General features: G+C 69.4%; 15 protein-coding genes and 1 pseudogene. 12 read left to right on the plus strand and 4 right to left on the minus strand.

The window, feature by feature from the left end; all coding sequences use genetic code 11:
• The first annotated feature begins 38 nt into the window (after positions 1–38).
• On the plus strand, positions 39–1,031 hold the full coding sequence (locus VKQ35_RS02680) for a LysR family transcriptional regulator (RefSeq protein ID WP_324358507.1): 993 nt from the start codon (positions 39–41) through the stop codon (positions 1,029–1,031).
• Between the two features lie 219 nt (positions 1,032–1,250).
• On the opposite strand, the gene VKQ35_RS02685 is transcribed toward VKQ35_RS02680, so the two are convergent.
• Positions 1,251–2,501 (minus strand): acetyl-CoA C-acetyltransferase, encoded by a 1,251-nt coding sequence (locus VKQ35_RS02685; protein ID WP_324358508.1) that lies wholly within the window; start codon positions 2,499–2,501, stop codon positions 1,251–1,253.
• Positions 2,502–2,923: 422 nt separating this feature from the next.
• On the opposite strand from VKQ35_RS02685, the gene VKQ35_RS02690 reads away from it, so the two are divergent.
• The 3 genes from VKQ35_RS02690 (at position 2,924) to VKQ35_RS02700 (ending at position 9,023) form a co-directional block, all read left to right on the plus strand.
• Positions 2,924–5,971: a S8 family peptidase gene (locus VKQ35_RS02690; protein WP_324358509.1), complete on the plus strand. Its 3,048-nt coding sequence runs from the start codon at positions 2,924–2,926 to the stop codon at positions 5,969–5,971.
• 86 nt (positions 5,972–6,057) lie between these two features.
• A complete protein-coding gene (locus VKQ35_RS02695) occupies positions 6,058–8,544 on the plus strand; it encodes an ATP-binding protein (RefSeq protein WP_324358510.1) in 2,487 nt (828 codons plus the stop codon).
• An 86-nt stretch (positions 8,545–8,630) separates the two neighbouring features.
• Complete coding sequence (locus VKQ35_RS02700; protein WP_324358511.1) at positions 8,631–9,023, plus strand: response regulator; 393 nt, start codon at positions 8,631–8,633, stop codon at positions 9,021–9,023.
• An 18-nt stretch (positions 9,024–9,041) separates the two neighbouring features.
• On the opposite strand, the gene VKQ35_RS02705 is transcribed toward VKQ35_RS02700, so the two are convergent.
• Complete coding sequence (locus VKQ35_RS02705; RefSeq protein ID WP_324358512.1) at positions 9,042–10,466, minus strand: M20/M25/M40 family metallo-hydrolase; 1,425 nt, start codon at positions 10,464–10,466, stop codon at positions 9,042–9,044.
• Positions 10,467–10,587: 121 nt separating this feature from the next.
• Between VKQ35_RS02705 and VKQ35_RS02710 the strand changes: the two genes are divergently transcribed.
• The 5 genes from VKQ35_RS02710 to VKQ35_RS02730 all read left to right on the plus strand — a co-directional run bounded on the left by VKQ35_RS02710 (position 10,588) and on the right by VKQ35_RS02730 (position 13,739).
• Positions 10,588–10,911 carry a hypothetical protein gene (locus VKQ35_RS02710; RefSeq protein ID WP_324358513.1) on the plus strand — a complete coding sequence of 108 codons (324 nt, stop codon included), beginning with the start codon at positions 10,588–10,590 and terminating at the stop codon, positions 10,909–10,911.
• A 57-nt stretch (positions 10,912–10,968) separates the two neighbouring features.
• Positions 10,969–11,334 carry an iron chaperone gene (locus VKQ35_RS02715; RefSeq protein ID WP_324358514.1) on the plus strand — a complete coding sequence of 122 codons (366 nt, stop codon included), beginning with the start codon at positions 10,969–10,971 and terminating at the stop codon, positions 11,332–11,334.
• Positions 11,335–11,415: 81 nt separating this feature from the next.
• A complete protein-coding gene (locus VKQ35_RS02720; protein ID WP_324358515.1) occupies positions 11,416–11,772 on the plus strand; it encodes a hypothetical protein in 357 nt (118 codons plus the stop codon).
• A gap of 59 nt (positions 11,773–11,831) precedes the next feature.
• Positions 11,832–12,920 carry an MBL fold metallo-hydrolase gene (locus VKQ35_RS02725; protein WP_414692307.1) on the plus strand — a complete coding sequence of 363 codons (1,089 nt, stop codon included), beginning with the start codon at positions 11,832–11,834 and terminating at the stop codon, positions 12,918–12,920.
• A 39-nt stretch (positions 12,921–12,959) separates the two neighbouring features.
• Positions 12,960–13,739 (plus strand): enoyl-CoA hydratase-related protein, encoded by a 780-nt coding sequence (locus VKQ35_RS02730; protein ID WP_324358516.1) that lies wholly within the window; start codon positions 12,960–12,962, stop codon positions 13,737–13,739.
• 12 nt (positions 13,740–13,751) lie between these two features.
• Here VKQ35_RS02730 and VKQ35_RS02735 read toward each other — a convergent pair whose 3' ends face one another.
• Complete coding sequence (locus tag VKQ35_RS02735) at positions 13,752–14,630, minus strand: PEPxxWA-CTERM sorting domain-containing protein (RefSeq protein WP_324358517.1); 879 nt, start codon at positions 14,628–14,630, stop codon at positions 13,752–13,754.
• Positions 14,631–14,825: 195 nt separating this feature from the next.
• Between VKQ35_RS02735 and VKQ35_RS02740 the strand changes: the two genes are divergently transcribed.
• Genes VKQ35_RS02740 through VKQ35_RS02750 form a run of 3 tightly spaced genes read left to right on the plus strand, consistent with a single transcriptional unit; the run spans position 14,826 to position 16,822 of the window.
• Positions 14,826–15,698, plus strand: coding sequence for an NAD(P)-dependent oxidoreductase (locus VKQ35_RS02740; protein ID WP_324358518.1), 873 nt, complete (start codon positions 14,826–14,828; stop codon positions 15,696–15,698).
• A gap of 2 nt (positions 15,699–15,700) precedes the next feature.
• The gene (locus VKQ35_RS02745) at positions 15,701–16,213 is read left to right on the plus strand and encodes a GNAT family N-acetyltransferase (RefSeq protein ID WP_324358519.1); all 513 of its coding nucleotides are present in this window, start codon (positions 15,701–15,703) and stop codon (positions 16,211–16,213) included.
• A 12-nt stretch (positions 16,214–16,225) separates the two neighbouring features.
• Positions 16,226–16,822 (plus strand): GNAT family protein, encoded by a 597-nt coding sequence (locus VKQ35_RS02750; protein ID WP_324358520.1) that lies wholly within the window; start codon positions 16,226–16,228, stop codon positions 16,820–16,822.
• 150 nt (positions 16,823–16,972) lie between these two features.
• Here the strand turns inward: VKQ35_RS02750 and VKQ35_RS02755 are convergent.
• Positions 16,973–17,321, minus strand: a pseudogene (locus tag VKQ35_RS02755) (hypothetical protein); the annotation flags it as partial.

Consider the following 17,321-nt stretch of genomic DNA (forward strand, 5'->3'; position numbering starts at 1 on the left):
GATTGCAATAGGCTGCCCGCAGAACTGCAGGAGGTCAGATGGGGGAGATCTCGCGGCGCCGGGCCGATTGGTCCAACCTGCGCGTGTTCTTCGCGGTCGCGGAGACCGGTGGGATCAATGCGGCCGCGCGCGCCCTGCAGATCAATCCGTCCACGGTGACCCGCGCCATCGAGGAACTGGAGCGGCAGCTCAACGCCACCCTGTTCCACCGCGGGCCGCGCGGCGCGACGCTCACCGAGGCGGGTGAGGCCGCCTTCCAGCGGGTGCGCACCATGGAGCGCATGGCCGAGGCCCTGGAGCTGGAGGTCGGCGACAGCGAGACCCTGGCCGAGGGGCGCGTGCGGCTGGCGGCGCCCGACGGGGTCGCCGGCTATTTCATCAGCCCGCACCAGACCGAGTTCCTGCGCGCCCATCCGGGCATCGATCTATCGATCGATTGCGGCCTGTGGCCCGACCGGCCGCTGGACGGCGAGGCGGACCTGACGCTGACCTTCAGCGAGCCGACCCAGCCGGACGCGGTCGCCCAGCCGATCGCATATGTGCACTACGCGCTGTTCGCCAGCCGCGAATACGTCAGCCTCTATGGCGCGCCCAAGACCATCGAGGACATGCTGCACCACCCCTACATCCACCACTCGGCCCAGACCCATCAGAAGGAGCTGTGGGGCGAGCGGGTGCAGGCCTGGCAGACGCTGACCCACAAGCGGATCGAGACCAACTCCAGCTCGGTCTGCGTGCAGGCGGTGCTGAACGGCGTCGGCATCGGCGCCATGCCGACGGCCATCGCCTCGGTCGAGCCGGACCTGGTGATGCTGGACGTGCTGACTGTAGGGCCGGCCAAGCTGTGGCTGGTGCATCACCGCGACGCCGTGCGCCCGGCCCGGGTGCGGCTGGTCAAGGACTGGCTGAAGGCGATCTTCGATCCCAAGACCCGGCCCTGGTACCGGTCGGAGTTCGTGCACCCGGACGACTTCGCCGCCGAAGCCGACAAGGCGGACGGGGCGTCGAAGGGCGTGCGCAAGGCGGGGTGAAACCCCTACCTCCCCCGCGCAGCGGCGGGAGGGGGACCATCCGCCGGAGAGCGGATGGTGGAGGGGGCGAACCTCACACTCTGCGGATGGGACCGGCTGCCGTCAGCTCGGCGGATGGGGCTCGCCCCCTCCACCCCTCGCTCTTCGCCCGGCTTTCGCCGGGCTCGGCGAGCGGTCCCCCTCCCGCCATTGCCGCCGCAATGGGGGAGGTACGCTTCGCTAAATCCGCTCGATGATGATCGCAGGCGCCATGCCGCCGGCGGCGCACATGGTGACGAGCCCGCGCTTGAGATCGCGGCGTTCGAGCTCGTCCAGGATGGTGCCGATCAGGATCGAGCCGGTGGCGCCGATCGGATGGCCGAGCGCCATGGCGCCGCCGTTCACATTGACCTTGTCGCGGTCCAGCTTGAGGTCGCGGATGAACTTCTCGGCGACCACCGAGAAGGCCTCGTTGATTTCCCACAGGTCGATGTCGTCGGGCGTGAGGCCGGCCTTGGCCAGGACCTTGCGGGCGGCCGGCACCGGGGCGTTGAGCATCAGGGTGGGGCTGTCGCCCATGTTGGCCATGGCGACGATGCGCGCGCGGGGCTTGAGGCCGTGCTTCTTGGCGTAGTCCGGCGAGGCCATCAGCACGGCGGCCGCGCCGTCGACCACGCCCGAGGAATTGCCGGCGTGGTGGAAGTGCTCGATCTTCAGGTCCGGATAGACCCGGTTGATCAGGCCCGCGAACGTGGTGCCCTTGTTGTCGAGCGGGAAGTTGGCCATGGCCTCGAAGGCGGGCTTCAGGGCCGCCAGGCCCTCCATGGTGGTCTGCGGGCGCGGGAACTCCTCGCGGTCGAGGGCGACCGAGCCGTCCTCGCGGTAGACCGGGACCAGCGACTTGTCGAAGTGGCCGCCCTTGATGGCGGCGTCGGCGCGCTGCTGGCTGACCAGCGCGAGTTCGTCCAGGGCTTCGCGGCTGATGCCTTCGAGCGTGGCGATGGCGTCGGCGCAGACGCCCTGGTGCGACTGGGGATGCTTGGCGCGCAGCGAAAGGTTGCCGCTGTCCATCAGCATCGGACCGGCTTCTGGGTCGGGCTTGGGCGCGGAGGCCGAGGTGTAGCTCATCATCTCGGTGCCGCCGCCGATGACCAGGTCTTCCATCCCGGCCATGACCTGGGCCGCGGCCAGGTTCACCGCGGTGATGCCGGAGCCGCAGTAGCGGTCGAGCGTGACGCCGGAGGCGCGCACGTCGTAACCGGCGTCGAGGGCGGCCATGCGGCCAAGGTCGCCGCCCTGCTTGCCGCGCTGCGAGGAGGTGCCCCAGATGATGTCGTCCACCTCGGCGGTGTTCAGCCCATTGCGCTCGGCCAGCGCCTTGAGGACCGTGGCGCCCAGGTGCTGCGGATGATGGTCGGCCAGCGCGCCCTTGCCGACCTTGCCGATGCCGCGCGGGGTACGGCAGGCGTCGATGATCCAGGCTTCAGACATCGTGAGCTCCTCGATGGAATTGCGGCCGCGCGCGCCGCGCGAGGCTGATCTGTCGTCTGCCTCTTTCAAGGTCCCGGCAAGTGTCACGTCGCGGCAGGTTTCGCCGAAACGCGGCGAGGATGCGCCTTGGATGACCGCCGCTCACGGCGAGGGCGCCGCAACCCTTGCCGAGAATACGCCTGTCGGGCGAGCCGATTCCCCTCTCAGTTGCAATGATGATTTGAATATGCCAGAATAGAAAGGTCATAAGACAGCACGTTTCCAGGCATAGACAGATCTATACATTCAAACTGGCGTGGATAATACCCATAGTAAACGGAAATTAATTCGACTAACCTTGAGAATTTCGCGTTTACCAGATTTATAACCGGCTTTTTAACGAATAACGTCGATATTCCCCGAGCAATTGGGGGCGAATTTCTATGCCGCGTTATCTGATCGACAGCCGTCTGCCGCTGCGCCGCGCCGCGCTGGCCAGCGCCTCGGCCCTGGCCGTGGCGTGCGCCGCGCAGCCCGCCTGCGCGCAGCTCCTCGGGCTCAACCTGCTCGGCGGCAGCTCGAGCACGAGCAGCACGAGCAGCAGTTCGACGACGCCGAGCACCTCGACGGCCCCGACCACCTCAACCACGCCGAGCACCTCGACGGCGCCCAGCACCTCGACGGCGCCGACCACGTCCACGACGCCGAGCGCCTCGACCAGCGCGGGTCCGCTCAAGCCCCTCTATGGCAACATCAAGCCGTTCTACGGCGACGTCGATCCGTCCTACGGCAACCTCAAGCCGTTCTACGGCAACCTGAAGCCGTTCTACGGCGACCTGAAGCCGTTCTGGGGCAATCTGAAGCCGTTCTGGGGCGACACCGGCGCCTTCTACGGCGACCTGCAGTCGTTCTGGGGCGTCTCGATGCCCCAGGTCGGCTCGGGCGCGCCGAACTATCTGTCGATCGGCGACTTCTGGACCACGGCCGGCGGCAGCTGGGACCAGCTGTTCGCGACATGGAACCCCTCGACGGGGAGCGCGAACTACACTTCGGTCGAGAGCCAGCTGCAGAGCCTGGTCGACAGCTCGCGCAGCTTCTGGGGTTCGGCCGTCCAGGCCAAGACCGGCCAGTCCTTCGACGCCGGCTTCGCCAATGGGGTGCTGGCCAAGTACGGCATCAGCCTTTCCGACCCGAGTTCGCTCGCCAAACTCGACCAGACCACCCAGGCCCTGTTCTTCCTCGATTGGTACGACGGGCTGATGAACTTCTCCGGCACCGACCACGTCGACTGGTGGATGAAGTCGGTGAACTGGAGCCCGACGCTGTCCGCCCAGCAGGGCAATGGCGCGCAGACCACCATCGGCCTGCTCGACATGACCGTCGTGGGCGACGCGACCCTGCAGAAGAGCATCGTCAAGTCGTCGGGCATTTCGGACTTCACCAACGGCCATGGCGCCGCGGTGGCCAGCCTGATCGTCGGCGCCCACGACGGCGTGGGCGTGATGGGCATCGCGCCCAGCGCCCAGGTGGTGGCCTACAACCCCTTCGACGCCACCGGCACGGCCAACTGGAGCGACATCACCAAGGGCGTCCAGATGCTGAAGGCCAGCGGCGCCAGCGTCGTCAACGCTTCGCTCGGCGTCCCCGGCATGACGCTCGATCCGGGCTGGAACAACGTCTTCACCAACCTGAGCGTGCTGCTGACGCTGAAGAACACCGTCTTCGTGATGGCGGCGGGCAACGACGGTCTGATGCAGACCAAGGACGTCAACTGGACGCCGCTGGTGACGCCGGCCTTCGTGGTCGTGGGTTCGGTCGACGTGACCGGCAAGATTTCGAACTTCTCCAACACGCCCGGCTCGTCCTGCCTGACGCTGGTCGGCTTGCTGTGCACCGACTACCTGCGCAACCACTTCCTGGTGGCGCCGGGCGAGCTGGTGCTGGTGTCGGACGGCCATGGCGGCACGGTGCGCGAGAGCGGCACCTCCTTCGCAGCCCCGCTGGTGTCGGGCGCTATCGCGCTCTTGCAAGGCCGGTGGCCCTGGCTGGTCAACTTCCCCAACGAGACGGTGCAGATCCTGCTGCAGTCGGCCAAGGACCTCGGCGCCCCGGGCGTCGACAATGTCTATGGCTACGGCGAGCTCGACGTCACCGCCGCCCAGTCGCCGCTGAACTGGAACAACCTGATCTGGTACTCGGTGCAGGACGGCAAGAGCGTCGCCACGAGCCGGCCCGCGGTGCTATCGGCCTACAAGAGCGGCGACCAGGCGACCTGGGACGCGCACGGCGCCTACTTCTACGCCTTCGAGCCCATCGGCCTGACGCAGCGCGATTTCGCGATCCCGCTGTCGCAGAAGCTGATCGGCCAGAACCTGACGACCTTCAACGGCTCGCAGCAGCAGTTCCAGGCCTATCTGCTCGCGCGGATGGACGGCTGGGCGACGGGCGCGACTAAGTTCAGCGCCGACGCCTCGACCTTCAACGGCTTCGCCACCCTGGAGACGCCCGTTCCCAACCGCTGGGGCGCCGACATGACGCTTTCGATCGGGCCCCGGGAAAAGCACTACGGCTTCGTCGACGACGGTCCCGACTACCAGTCGGCGCTGAAGGTCCAGGGCGAGCGGGCCAAGCTGGTCGCCGGCTACGGCGACGGCGCGCCCGCGGTGGCGGGCTTCGGCTTCAGCCAGGCGGCCGACTACGACAGCGTCCGCGGCGGGGCCAATCCCCTGCTGGGCCTGGCGTCGGGCGGCGGCTATGTGGGCTGGAGCTACGACATCTCGCACAAGTTCAGCATTTCCACCGGCGTGCTAGAGCGCAGCGAGCGGCGCGATCCCAACTTCGCCCCGATGCTGCAGGCGCCCGGCGCCGCGACCGACACCTACCAGGCCGGCGCCCAGGTGCTGAACATGACCTACCGGCCGAGCGACCGCCTGACGCTCAGCGCCGGCTACACCCACCTGCGCGAGGCCACCGGCCTCCTGGGGATCCAGTCGCTCGATCCGGCCGACTTCCAGCACGGCTCGACCACCGACGGCTACAGCCTGGGCGTCAACTGGACGCTCTCGCCGAAGCTCAGCTTCATCGCGGCCGGCACCATGGGCCACACCCGCCAGTCGGATCCGGGTCAGCAACTGGCCGTGGAGGGCGGCGGCCTGACCACCTCGTCCTACGAGGCGGGCGTCCAAGGCCACGATCTGTTCCGCCACGGCGACCGCCTGCAGCTGACGGTGTCGCAGCCGATGGTCATCGAGCACGGCGCGCTGAAGCTGACCGGCGTCGAGGTGGTGAACCGCGACACCGGCGAGATCGGCGTCGTGAGCCACGACATCGACATCTCCGGCCAGCGCCGCATCGCCGGCGAGGCGCTCTACGCCTGGCCGGTGCAGAGCGGGCAGGGCTACGTCGCGCTGTTCGGCCGCGCCGAGACCCTGACCGACGCCGAACAGGCGCAGGCCTACACCCTGGGCGCCCGCTACCGGCTGCACTTCTAGGGCGCGCGGGCCCGGCCGGCCGCCTTAGAGCACCCTTAAAGATTACGCCGTAATCTGGCGGGATGTTCTGGGGCGAACAGCGGGCGATGAACGCCAGACGGACGGCTTTCGCCGCCGCGGCAGCCGTGCTCGTGGCCTCGATCGCGCATGCGGGGACTGTGCCGCGTCCCGCCGCCGCCCCGGACGGCTTCGAAGCCAGCGTCGACGCCGCCAAGTCGGCGATGATGGCCGATCCCCACGCGGCCCTGCAGGACGCCTTGCAGGCGCTCGATCTGGCGAAGCGCCAGACCGGCGATCCCGCCCAGCCGGTGCACGTCGCCACGGCCCAGTGGCTGCAGGGCGCGGCGCTGTCGCGGCTGAACCGCCTGCCGGAGGCGACGCCGGTGATCGAACAGGCGCTGGCGACGGCCGCGGCCCGCGCGCCGGACAGCAAGCTGCACGGCGACCTGATGCTGGCGCAGGCCGACCTGCTGGCGACCGGCGGCCAGATCCAGCCCGCGCTCGAGCGCTTCCAGGCCGCCTACCGCATCTTCGGCAAGGCCCATCAGCCGCGCAGCCAGGCCATGGCCCTGCAGTACATCGGCTCGATCTACCAGGACGCCGGCGACTACGCGAAGGTGCTGGAATACTACGCCCAGTCCGCCGACCTCTATCCGGCGGACCTGGCGCTGTTGATCACGGCCGACAACAACATCGCCATGGCGCTGAAGTCGCAGAAGAAATACCCGGACTCCATCGCTGCGTTCGAACGCGCGCTCGCCGTGGCGCGCAAGATGCACAGCGTCGAGCTGCAGACCCAGGTGCTGGAGAACCTGGCGGCCGCGGAGGTGGCGGGCGGGCGGCTCGACGCGGCCCAGCGTCACCTGGACGAGAGCCTGAAACTCTCCGGCTCCGACCCCGCGGCGCGCGAAGAGCAGCCCTTTATCTGGGGCGTGGCCGCCCAGATCCAGCTGGCGCGGCATCAGCCGAAGGCCGCCGCCGCGTTCCTGGGCCGCACCTTCCAGGGGGTCGACCTGGCCAAGAGCCCGCCGGCGTTCCGCGACTTCCACGAGACCGCCTACCAGGCCTTTTCGCAGCTCGGCGACGCGCCGCATGCGCTGGCGCACCTGGCGGCGCTGAAGCGGCTGGACGACCAGGCGCGCGACGTCGCCGCCTCGACGACCGCGGCGCTGATGTCGGCGCAGTTCGACTTCGCCAACCAGAAGACCCGCATCGCCCAGCTGAAGGCCGGCGAGCTGCAGCGCGACATCGCGCTGGCCCGATCGCGCAACCTGATCACCACGGTGCTGCTGATCGCCTCGGTGGTCATCGCGATCCTGCTGGCGGTGAGCTTCCTCTGGATCCGCCGCAGCCGCGACGAGGTCCGCGCCGCCAACGGCAAGCTCAGCGAAGCCAACGACGCCCTGGAAAAGGCGCTGCGCGCCCGCACCGAGTTCCTGGCCGCCACCAGCCACGAGATCCGCACGCCGCTGAACGGGGTGCTGGGCATGACCCAGGTGATCCTGAGCGGCGGCAAGCTCGACCCGGAGACCCGCGAGAAGATCGGCATGGTGCACGGCGCCGCCGAGACCATGCGCGCGCTCGTGGACGACATCCTCGACATCGCCAAGATCGAGACCGACGGCGTGGTGCTGAACCGCGGCGAGCTCGACCTGCCGCGCCTCTGCCGCGAGACCGTCCAGCTGTGGACCGAGCGCGCCCAGGCCAAGGGGCTGGAGCTGGTGCTGGAGGTCGAGGACGCGCCGCGCCGGATCGTCGAGGACGCCGGACGGCTGCGGCAGATCCTGTTCAACCTGATGTCCAACGCCATTAAGTTCACGCAGGCCGGCGCGGTGACGCTGCGGGTCGGCGTCGAGCCGGACGCGGCGGGACCCCGGCTGACGCTCGCCGTCATCGACAGCGGCGTGGGCATCCCGGCCGACAAGCTGGAGGAGGTCTTCGAGTCCTTCCGCCAGGCTGACTCCACCACCAGCCGCAACTACGGCGGCACGGGCCTGGGCCTGGCCATCTGCCGCCGCCTGGCGCAGGCCATGGGCGGCGACGTCCGCCTGGCCAGCACCCTGGGCGAGGGCACCACGGTCACCGTCTGCGTGCCGCTGATCGACGCCGCGCTCCCGGCCAGCGACGAGATCGCCGCCCTGCCGCGCGACCTGGAAGCCTGCCGGATGCTGGTCTGCGACGCCAATCCGCTCGCCCGCGCGGTGATCAAGACCGCCCTGGAGCCGACGGTGCGCGGGGTGGAAGCCGTCGAAAGCTGCGACAGCGCGCGGACCGCGGCGGCCGACGGGCGCTTCGACATCGTGCTGGTGGACGCCGCCGCGCTTGGACCGGAGCGGCAGGCGAGGCTGGCGGCGCTGGCGGCGCTGGCGGCCGCGGCCGGGGACGCCGCCGTCGTGGTCATGACACCCGAGATCGGCGAGGACGAGGCCGGGCGGCTGCTGCACGCCGGCGCCGTGCAGATCATCCGCAAGCCGATCACCGCCCCGGCGCTCTGCGCCGAGCTGCGCGCCGGCTTCGCCGAACGGGCCGAGTTGGCGCTGGCGCCGGCGAAAGGCCGCATTTCCGCAGGCTAATCAATGTTCGCTTAAGCTGATGCGCGCACCATGACGCCGGTCGGCGCGTGGCGGTTTCGTCCTGCGCGCCGCGTCTGGAGCGCGGAATGCGGATTCTCTTCGTCGAGGACAATGCGATCAACCGGCGCGTGGTCCACGAGATGCTGCGCTCGGGCGGCGTCGAGATGGAAGAGGCCGAGGACGGCCGCGCCGGTCTCGATATGATCGAGGCGCACGACTACGACGTGATCCTGATGGACCTGCGGATGCCCGGCATGGACGGGCTGACCGCCATCCGCCACATCCGCGCGCGCCCCGACGCCAAGGCGGGCCTGCCGGTCGTCGTCATCACCGCCGACGACGGCGCGAACATCGACGCCGAATGCCTGCAGGCCGGCGCCGACCGGGTGCTGCGCAAGCCCGTGGTCATGACCAGCCTGTTCGAGACCATCGTGGCGGTGCTGGCCCAGGCCGGCGACAGCCAGGTGATGCTGGCCTAGGGCCCCCGGCCGCCGCCTCTAGGGCTGGTCGGCGTAGATTTTCACCAAGCGGTAGAGGAACTCGCGGCCTTCGTAGAGGGATTGCACGCCCACGCGCTCGTTCAGGCCGTGGATGCGGCCAAGGTCCGGCTCCAGGAAGATTCCGGAGACGCCGTAGGTCGGGATGCCGCCGGCGGTCAGCGGCTTGCCGTCGGTGGCGCCGGCCTGGAGGATCGGGACGACGGGCACGCCCGGCCACATCTCGGCGGAGACCTTCTCGATCGGGCCCATCACCCTGGGCGTCAGCGGCGGCGCCGGGGCCTCGCCTTCGCGGACCACACGGACCTGCGAGACCGAAACCTGCGGGTCGCCGATCACCTCGATCAGCTTGTCGCGCACCGCCTCGCGGGCGACGCCCGGGAAGATGCGGCAGTTGATGTTGGCGGTGGCGCGTTGGGGGAGCGCGTTCTGGGCGTGGCCGGCGCTCAGCATGGTGGCCACGCAGGTGGTGCGCAGCATGGTGTGGAGGCTGGGATCTTTCGAGAGGATGGCGTCGGCGCGCGCGTCCTTCGGATTGGCGACGATGGCGGCCATCGCCGCGCCCTGCTCGCCGCCGACCACCTTGGCCATCTGGATGAGGTAGCCGCGGTTGGCGTCGTTGAGCATCACCGGGAACTCGTAGCCGCGAATCTTCTCCAGCGCGTCGGCCAGGCGGTAGATGGCGTTGTCCGGCACCGGCCGCGAGGAGTGCCCGCCGGGGTTGGTGACTTCCAGGGTGAAGCTCTGCGAGGTCTTCTCGCCGGCCTCGATGGTGTGGGCGATGCGCTTGCCGTGGTCGTCGAGCTGGCCGCCGGCGCCCTCGTTGAGCGCGAACTCGGCGTCGATCAGGTCGCGGCGGTTCTGCACCAGCCAGGTGGCGCCGTTCAGCCGCCCGCCGCTCTCCTCGCCGCAGGTCAGCGCCAGCTTGATGGTGCGCTTCGGATGGAAGCCTTCGGTGCGGTAGCGGATCAGGCTGTCGACCCAGATCGCCGCCTGCGCCTTGTCGTCCATGGCGCCGCGGGCGTGGAAGAAGCCGTCCTCCTCGATCAGGGTGAAGGGGTCGCGCGTCCAGTCCTCGCGCTTGGCCTCGACCACGTCGAGGTGGGCGAGCAGCAGGATCGCCTTGGCCTTGGGGTCCTTGCCCGGATAGACGGCCACCAGGCCGCCGTCCTTGGGGAAGTTGGGCGCGGTGAAGACGGTCAGGTCGCTGTCGGGGAAGCCGGCGGCCTTGAGGCGCGCGGCCATGCGCTCGGCGGCGAGCGTGCAGGAGCCCGCCGAGGCGGTGGTGTTGGTCTCGACCAGCTCCTTGTAGAGCGCGCGGAACGCGGGCTGCGTCGGGTCGGGCCTGGCGGCGGAGGGCTGGGCCCCGGCCGGGCCGGTGAGCAGAAGCGCGGCGCCCGCGAGCGCACCGAAAAATCTCGACATTGATGAACCCCGATCCGTTGCGGGCGACTATTCCAGCGCCGCCGGGGCGCGGCAAGGCGGCCAAATTGACGAACGGCGTAATGCGGCGCTTACTTATGAGGTCTTTATGAGGAGCTCGAAGATGCGGATTCGCAGTCTCGTGTTCGCCGCCGGTGCGGCGCTGGTATTCGCCACCCCGACCTTGGCCCAGTCGTTCGGCGGGCTCGATGGTCTCGGGATTCAGGGTCAGAGCTGGATGTACCGTCCCTCGACCGCGCCGCCGATCGCGGTGCACAGGCTCACCCTCCAGCAGCGCTACGACATCCGCGTCATGGCCCTGAAGGCCAAACTTCAGGCGCTGACCGCACAGGACGGCGGCCAGCTCTCGCTCGCGCACCAGACGACCCTCCAGCAGGAGCTGGATGGCGTGAACCACTGGTTCAAGCTCAAGCCCTCGCACGGCTAGCGGCGCGTCGGCCGGCGCCGGTTGCAGCAAGACGTGAGCTGAGCGCAGTCTGCCGGGATGAAGACACGAACCTCCTCGCCGCCGCCGACCTCGGTCGAAGGCTACATCGAACGCTGCGAGCCGCAGGTTCAGGCGATCCTGCGCAAGATTCGCGCGACGATCCGGCGCGAAGCGCCTGAGGCCGCCGAGCGGCTGAGCTACAACATGCCGACCTTCTTTCTGGGCCGGGTGCTGGTCCACTACGGCGCCTTCAAGGGGCACATCGGCCTGTTCCCGCCGGTCCGCGAGCCGGCGTTGCAGGACAAGGTCGCGCCCTATCGCGGCGAGAAGGGGAACCTTAGGTTTCCGCTCGACCAGCCGATCCCCTACGAGTTGATCGGCGAGATCGTGGCGGCGCGAATCAAGGCCGCCTCGGCCGGCTGACGGGGCGGTTGGGCATACGCGGTATTTGACGCTCGCCCCGGAGCGGGATCAGGCTTTCGGCTGAAGCGCGGGAGGACGCCCATGCGTTTTGCCATCTGGATCGCGGCCTTGACCGCCGGCGGAACGCTCGCCGGCGCCGTTCCCGACACGGCCTCCGCCCAGATGATGGGGCAGATGGGCCAGATGGGATCGATGGGCCAGGGCATGATGATGGGGACCCAGCCCGCCGCCAGCTCGGCCTACGGCGCCGGCGCCGATGGGGCGCGGTTTCCCACGACCCAGGAGCGCTATGCGGCGAAGATCCTGGCGCTGAGGCAGAAGATGCAGAAGCTGACCCAGCAGGACGGCGGCCGGCTCTCCGACGAGCACAAGGCCAGCCTGCAGCGCGAGCTCGACGGGGTGAACAAGAGCTTCGGGATCAAGCCCGCCGCCGGATAGGGATTTGCCCTCGCCGCTCAGGCGGTCGAAAATGGCCGCTCAAGCGTGGGAGCGGGCCTTTGCGGGACGGCGTCGAACAATCCTATCCGGATCACCCCCGGCCGAAGCTGGACTATCCCTTCGCCGATCCGCCGAAGGTGGGCGGCGATGCGCGGGACGTGGCGCCGGGCGTCAAATGGCTGCGGATGCCGCTGGGCGGGGCGCTCGGGTTCATCAACGTCTGGGCGATCGACGAGGGCCCTCTTGATGTGAATGGGGCCGGCTGGGCGATCGTCGACACCGGCATGGGCGGGACCGCGACCAGGGACGCCTGGCGCGCGGCCTTCCAGGGCCAGCTGGGCGGCCGGGGCGTCAGCCGGGTCTTCGTCACCCACATGCACCCCGACCACATCGGCATGTCGGGCTATCTGACGCGCAAGTTCGACGCCAAGCTGTGGATCACCCGGCTGGAGTTCATGACCTGCCGCTCGCTGGCCGCCGACACCGGGCGCGAGGCGCCGGAGGATGCGGTGCGGTTCTTCAAGGCGGCCGGCTGGGACGAGGACGCGCTGGAGCACTACAAGGCGCGCTTCGGCGGGTTCGGGCGGGGCCTGCATGCGCTGCCCGACAGCTTCCACCGGCTGAACGACGGCGACGAGCTGACCATCGGCGGCAGGCTGTGGCGGGTGGTGGTTGGATCCGGCCACAGCCCCGAACACGCCTGCCTGCACTGCCCGGAACTGAAGCTGATGATCAGCGGCGACCAGGTGCTGCCGAAGATCTCTTCCAACGTCTCGGTCTTCCCAACCGAGCCGGACGGCGACCCGCTGACCGACTGGCTGACGTCGCTGGCGAGGATCCGCGGCAAGGTCCCGGACGACGTGCTGGTGCTGCCGGCGCACAACGACCCGTTCCACGGCCTGCACGCGCGGATCGATCACCTGATCGGCGGGCATGAGCGGGGGCTGCAGCGGTTGCACAGGCTGATCGCCGAGCCCAAGCGGGTGGTCGACGTGTTCCACGTGCTGTTCCGCCGGGTGATCGACCAGAACCTGTTGGGCCTGGCGACCGGCGAGAGCCTGGCGCACCTCAACTGCCTGATGGCGCGGGGCCAGGCGACGCGGACCCGCGACGAAAACGGCGTCGACTGGTACCGGGCGGCGGCCTAAAGCCTCCGGCGCGAAGGCGTTTTGGACGAGGATCTACAAGTGACCGACCACGTGCTGATCGAGAAGGCCGGCGGGGTGCTGACGCTCACGCTGAACCGGCCCGAGAAGAAGAACGCGCTGACGCGGGCGATGTACCAGGCGCTGGGCGAGGCCATCGACGGCGCCGCCGACGACCGCGACGTGCGCTGTGTGCTGATCCAGGCCAACGGCGACATGTTCACCGCCGGCAACGACCTCTCCGACTTCGCCGCGGTCAACGCCGGCGACCCGGAGGCCCAGCGGGCGCAGCGGGACGGCAATCCGCTGCTGAAGGCGCTGGGCCGCGCCAAGACCCCGCTGGTGGCGGCGGTGCAGGGCCGCGCGGTGGGTGTGGGCGTGACCATGCTGCTGCACTGCGACCTGGTCTATGTGGCCGAGGACGCGCTTCTGACCACGCCCTTCGTCAACCTGGCGCTGCTGCCGGAGGCGGCGTCCTCGATCCTGCTGCCGGCGCGGATCGGGCACGCGCGGGCGTTTTCGATGTTCGTGCTGGGCGAGGCGATCACGGGCAAGCAGGCGGAAGCCTGGGGCATCGCCAACGCCGCGCTGCCCGCCAACGAGGTGCAGGTGCGCGCGCGGCTGGCGGCGCAGACCGTGGCGGCGAAGCCGCCGGCCTCGGTGGCGATCACCAAGGCCCTGATGCGCGACCCGGCGGCGCTCGCCGCCCGCATGGACGAGGAAGGCCGCCACTTCATCTCGCAGCTGGCGTCGGCCGAGGCGAAGGAGGCCTTCGCCGCCTTCGCCGAGAAGCGCGCGCCCGACTTCTCGAACGTGGCTTGAGCGGCCTGGGCGCTAGGCCAGCGCCCAGCGCCGCCGGCGCAGCTCCCAGCCGACCAGGCCGAAACCGGCGACCATCAGCGCCCAGGCGGTGGGCTCCGGCACGCCGTTCAGGGGGCCGGGCGTGACGCTGTCCTCGATGAAGGCGCCGCCGGTCGGGTTGCTGAAGCTGATGAGGTCGAGGGACCCGAAGCTCGCCCAGACGTCGACCGCGCCGGTGCTGGACACGCCCGCCGGGGCGCAGAAGGAGTCGTAGACCCGCATCGAACCGAGCTTCGGCGCGGCGGTGAAGTAGATGAAGTCCGCTTCCGCCATCTGCGTCGCCGGATTGGTGGCGCAGTCGATGTCGCTGGCCGCCTGGTTGGTGACGACCGTAAACGAGCTGTCCAGCACCTGGTTGAACTGCGGCGTCGCCGAGCTGGTGGCCAGGTGGAAGTTCAGCGTCGTCGGATAGTTCGTCGCCGGATTGCCGCTGCCGCCCACCCACTGGCCGTTGGTGAAGGAAAGCGTGCCCAGCAGGAACTTCTGGCCGGTGTGCACGAAGCCGGTGCTGGCCTCCGGCGTGAAGGTGACGTTGTTGTTCAGGGCGCCCGGCAGGTTGCTGTAGATCATGTCGACCGACTGGCCGCTGAGCGGCGACGTGCCCCCGACGTAGAGGTTGCCGAAGCCGGCGTTGGTGGTCACCCCATTGGGCGTCGGCGTCTGCCCGTCCACCAAACCCCGCAGCAGCCATTGGCTGGGATCGCTGAGCGTGGCGGCGGTGGCGTCGCCGAAGGGGCCGCTGAAGCTCGTGAAGCCGAAGGAGATCGTGGCCGTGCCGGAGGCGGCCTCCGCCGCGCCCGCGCCCGCCGCCACGCCGAGGGCCGCCACGGCGGCCAGAACCATGCTGCGCATCCCGCTTACTCCGCTCTGCGCCGCGACCTTCAGGCCCCGGCGAACAAGGACGGCGCTACCTTGCGTTGAAGGCGCGGCGGCGACTTGAACGAACGCGACTCGGCGAACCGGGCGGCGGCGCTGACAGTGTACGGCTATCGCCGCGCGCCCGCGGTGCGCTAGCATGACGGCCCACATCGCCAAGGAGCCCCGCCGATGTCACTGGCCGGCAAGACCCTCTTCGTCACCGGCGCGAGCCGCGGCATCGGCCTGGCCATCGCGCTGCGCGCCGCGCGCGACGGGGCCAATGTGGCGATCGCCGCCAAGACCGCCGAGCCGCATCCAAAGCTGCCCGGCACCATCTACACGGCCGCTGAGGAGATCGAGGCGGCCGGCGGCAAGGCGCTGCCGCTGGTGGTCGACGTGCGCGAGGAGGCCTCGGTGATGGCCGCCGTCGAGGCGACCGCGGCGAAGTTCGGCGGCATCGACATCTGCGTGAACAACGCGTCGGCGATCTCGCTCACCGGCACGCTCGCCACCGACATGAAGCGCTACGACCTGATGAACCAGATCAACGCGCGCGGCACCTATCTGACCTCCAAGGCCTGCATTCCGCACCTGAAGCGAGCCGCCAACCCGCATGTGCTGATGCTGTCGCCGCCGCTGGACATGAACCCCAGGTGGTTCGCCGGGCACACGGCCTATTCGATGGCCAAGTTCGGCATGAGCATGTGCGTGCTGGGCATGAGCGCCGAGTTCGCCGCCGACGGCATCGCCTTCAACGCGCTGTGGCCCCGGACCGGCATCGCCACCGCCGCGATCAAGTTCGCGCTGTCCGGCGACGAGGGCCTGCGCCACTGCCGAACGGTGGAGATCATGGCCGACGCAGCGCACGCGATCTTCCTGAAGAACAGCCGCGCGTTCACCGGCAATTTCCTGATCGACGACAGCTTCCTCTACGGCGAGGGCGTGCGGGATTTCGAACAGTACCGGGTCGACCCGACCCAGACCCTGATGCCGGACTTCTTCGTGCCCGAGTCGAGCCAGCCGCCGCCCGGCGTGGTGATCGGCGAAGGGAGCCTCAGCTGAGCATGAGCAAGGTCCCCGTTTCCAAGGTTCCGGCCTCCAAGGTCACCGTCCGCGTCGCTTCGCCCTCCGACATCACGCTCATCCTGGAGTTCATCCGCGACTTGGCGGACTACGAGCGGCTGCTGCACGAAGTGGAGTGCACCGAGGCCGATCTGCGCCGCGATCTGTTCGGCGAGAACCCGCGCGCCTTCTGCGACATCGCCGAGGCCGACGGCGTGCCGGTGGGCTTTGCCCTGTGGTTCTACAGCTATTCGACCTTCCGCGGCCGGGCGGGAATCTATCTGGAAGACCTGTTCGTGGTCCCGGGCGCGCGCGGCGTGGGGGCCGGCAAGGCGCTGCTGAAAAGGCTGGCGCAGCGTTGCGTCGAGGCCGATCTCGGCCGCCTGGAGTGGTCGGTGCTGGACTGGAACACGCCCTCGATCGAATTTTACGACAGCCTGGGCGCCATGCGCAAAGAGGGCTGGACGGTGCGGCGGCTCTATGGGGAGTCGCTGGAGAAGCTCGCCGAATCCTAGAGGAGCCGTCAGATGAGCGCGCCGCCGAAAACCGTGCTCACCGCCTCACCTGAGGAGGCCGCAGCGATCCGCGAGGCTGTGCGCCGCGCGCCGGGACGCACCGTGGCGGGACCGGAGCATGTGGCGGGCCTCTTCGCGCTGCTGGACGACCCGGCGGTGTCCGACCCGATCTACGACCTGCCAAGGCCGATCACTTTCGACAATGTGGCCCTGTGGGTGGCCGAGAGCGAGGCGCTGCGCCAGGAGGGGCGCTGCATCCTCAGCGTCAATTTCGACGCCGAGGGCCAGGTCGGCGGCTATTCGCGCTTCACGGTCTGGCCGGACCGCGCGTCGGGCGAGCTGGCGGGCGCGCTGCGCGCCGACCTGCAGAACAGCGGCGCCGGCGGCCAGCGGGTCGGCCAATCCATCGCCTGGATGTTCGAGACCCTGGGCCTGCGTCTGATCGGCCTGACCGCGGCGCTGGACAACGTCCGCTCGGCCAAGGCCATCGACGCGGCGGGCTTCAAGCGGATGGGCGAGGTCGAGAGCGTCAAGCCCGACGGGACCACGCGCCGCTCGCTCTATTGGGAGCTGACGCGCGAGGCGTGGGAGCTGCGGCACCGGCTCTGAACATCCCTCCCCGTTCCGGGGAGGGTGGCGAGCGATAGCGAGACGGGTGGGGAAGTGGCGTTCAAGCGCGGACTCAGCACGCTAGCCCATACTTCCCCACCCTGATCGCTTCGCGATCTGTCCCTCCCCGGAAAGGGGAGGGCGGGGGCGCTACGCCGGCGCCTTGGCCGGCTGGGCGCCGGAGAGCGGCGCGCGGTTCAGGTCGAAGAACTTGGGGGCCATCTTCGGAATGGCTTCCTTGATGATCGAGTCCACCGTCCAGCCTTCGCCCTCCGGCTTGCTGCAGGTCTCGATCGGCCGGGGCTGCGAATAGAGGATGATGTTCTCGCCGGACGCGCCGAAGATCTGGCCCGACACGCTGGAGGCGGCGGGGGCGACCATGGCGACGGAGAAGCGGGCCGGCTGGTCGGCGCGGATCTTCTCGGCCATCACCGCGCGGCGGGCCGCGGCGGCCTCGTCCTTGATCGGCACCGATTGGGTCATCCGCGTCCAGGCGACC

Origin of the sequence: Phenylobacterium sp. (assembly GCF_035309685.1) — a bacterium.
Classification (GTDB): Bacteria; Pseudomonadota; Alphaproteobacteria; order Caulobacterales; family Caulobacteraceae; genus Phenylobacterium.

Excerpts from the sequence above, each read along its gene's own strand:
- VKQ35_RS02680 (WP_324358507.1), top strand. The coding sequence starts at position 39 with ATGGGGGAGATCTCGCGGCGCCGGGCCGATTGGTCCAACCTGCGCGTG.
- VKQ35_RS02685 (WP_324358508.1), bottom strand. The coding sequence starts at position 2,501 with ATGTCTGAAGCCTGGATCATCGACGCCTGCCGTACCCCGCGCGGCATC.
- VKQ35_RS02690 (WP_324358509.1), top strand. The coding sequence starts at position 2,924 with ATGCCGCGTTATCTGATCGACAGCCGTCTGCCGCTGCGCCGCGCCGCG.
- VKQ35_RS02695 (WP_324358510.1), top strand. The coding sequence starts at position 6,058 with ATGAACGCCAGACGGACGGCTTTCGCCGCCGCGGCAGCCGTGCTCGTG.
- VKQ35_RS02700 (WP_324358511.1), top strand. The coding sequence starts at position 8,631 with ATGCGGATTCTCTTCGTCGAGGACAATGCGATCAACCGGCGCGTGGTC.
- VKQ35_RS02705 (WP_324358512.1), bottom strand. The coding sequence starts at position 10,466 with ATGTCGAGATTTTTCGGTGCGCTCGCGGGCGCCGCGCTTCTGCTCACC.
- VKQ35_RS02710 (WP_324358513.1), top strand. The coding sequence starts at position 10,588 with ATGCGGATTCGCAGTCTCGTGTTCGCCGCCGGTGCGGCGCTGGTATTC.
- VKQ35_RS02715 (WP_324358514.1), top strand. The coding sequence starts at position 10,969 with ATGAAGACACGAACCTCCTCGCCGCCGCCGACCTCGGTCGAAGGCTAC.
- VKQ35_RS02720 (WP_324358515.1), top strand. The coding sequence starts at position 11,416 with ATGCGTTTTGCCATCTGGATCGCGGCCTTGACCGCCGGCGGAACGCTC.
- VKQ35_RS02735 (WP_324358517.1), bottom strand. The coding sequence starts at position 14,630 with ATGCGCAGCATGGTTCTGGCCGCCGTGGCGGCCCTCGGCGTGGCGGCG.
- VKQ35_RS02740 (WP_324358518.1), top strand. The coding sequence starts at position 14,826 with ATGTCACTGGCCGGCAAGACCCTCTTCGTCACCGGCGCGAGCCGCGGC.
- VKQ35_RS02745 (WP_324358519.1), top strand. The coding sequence starts at position 15,701 with ATGAGCAAGGTCCCCGTTTCCAAGGTTCCGGCCTCCAAGGTCACCGTC.
- VKQ35_RS02750 (WP_324358520.1), top strand. The coding sequence starts at position 16,226 with ATGAGCGCGCCGCCGAAAACCGTGCTCACCGCCTCACCTGAGGAGGCC.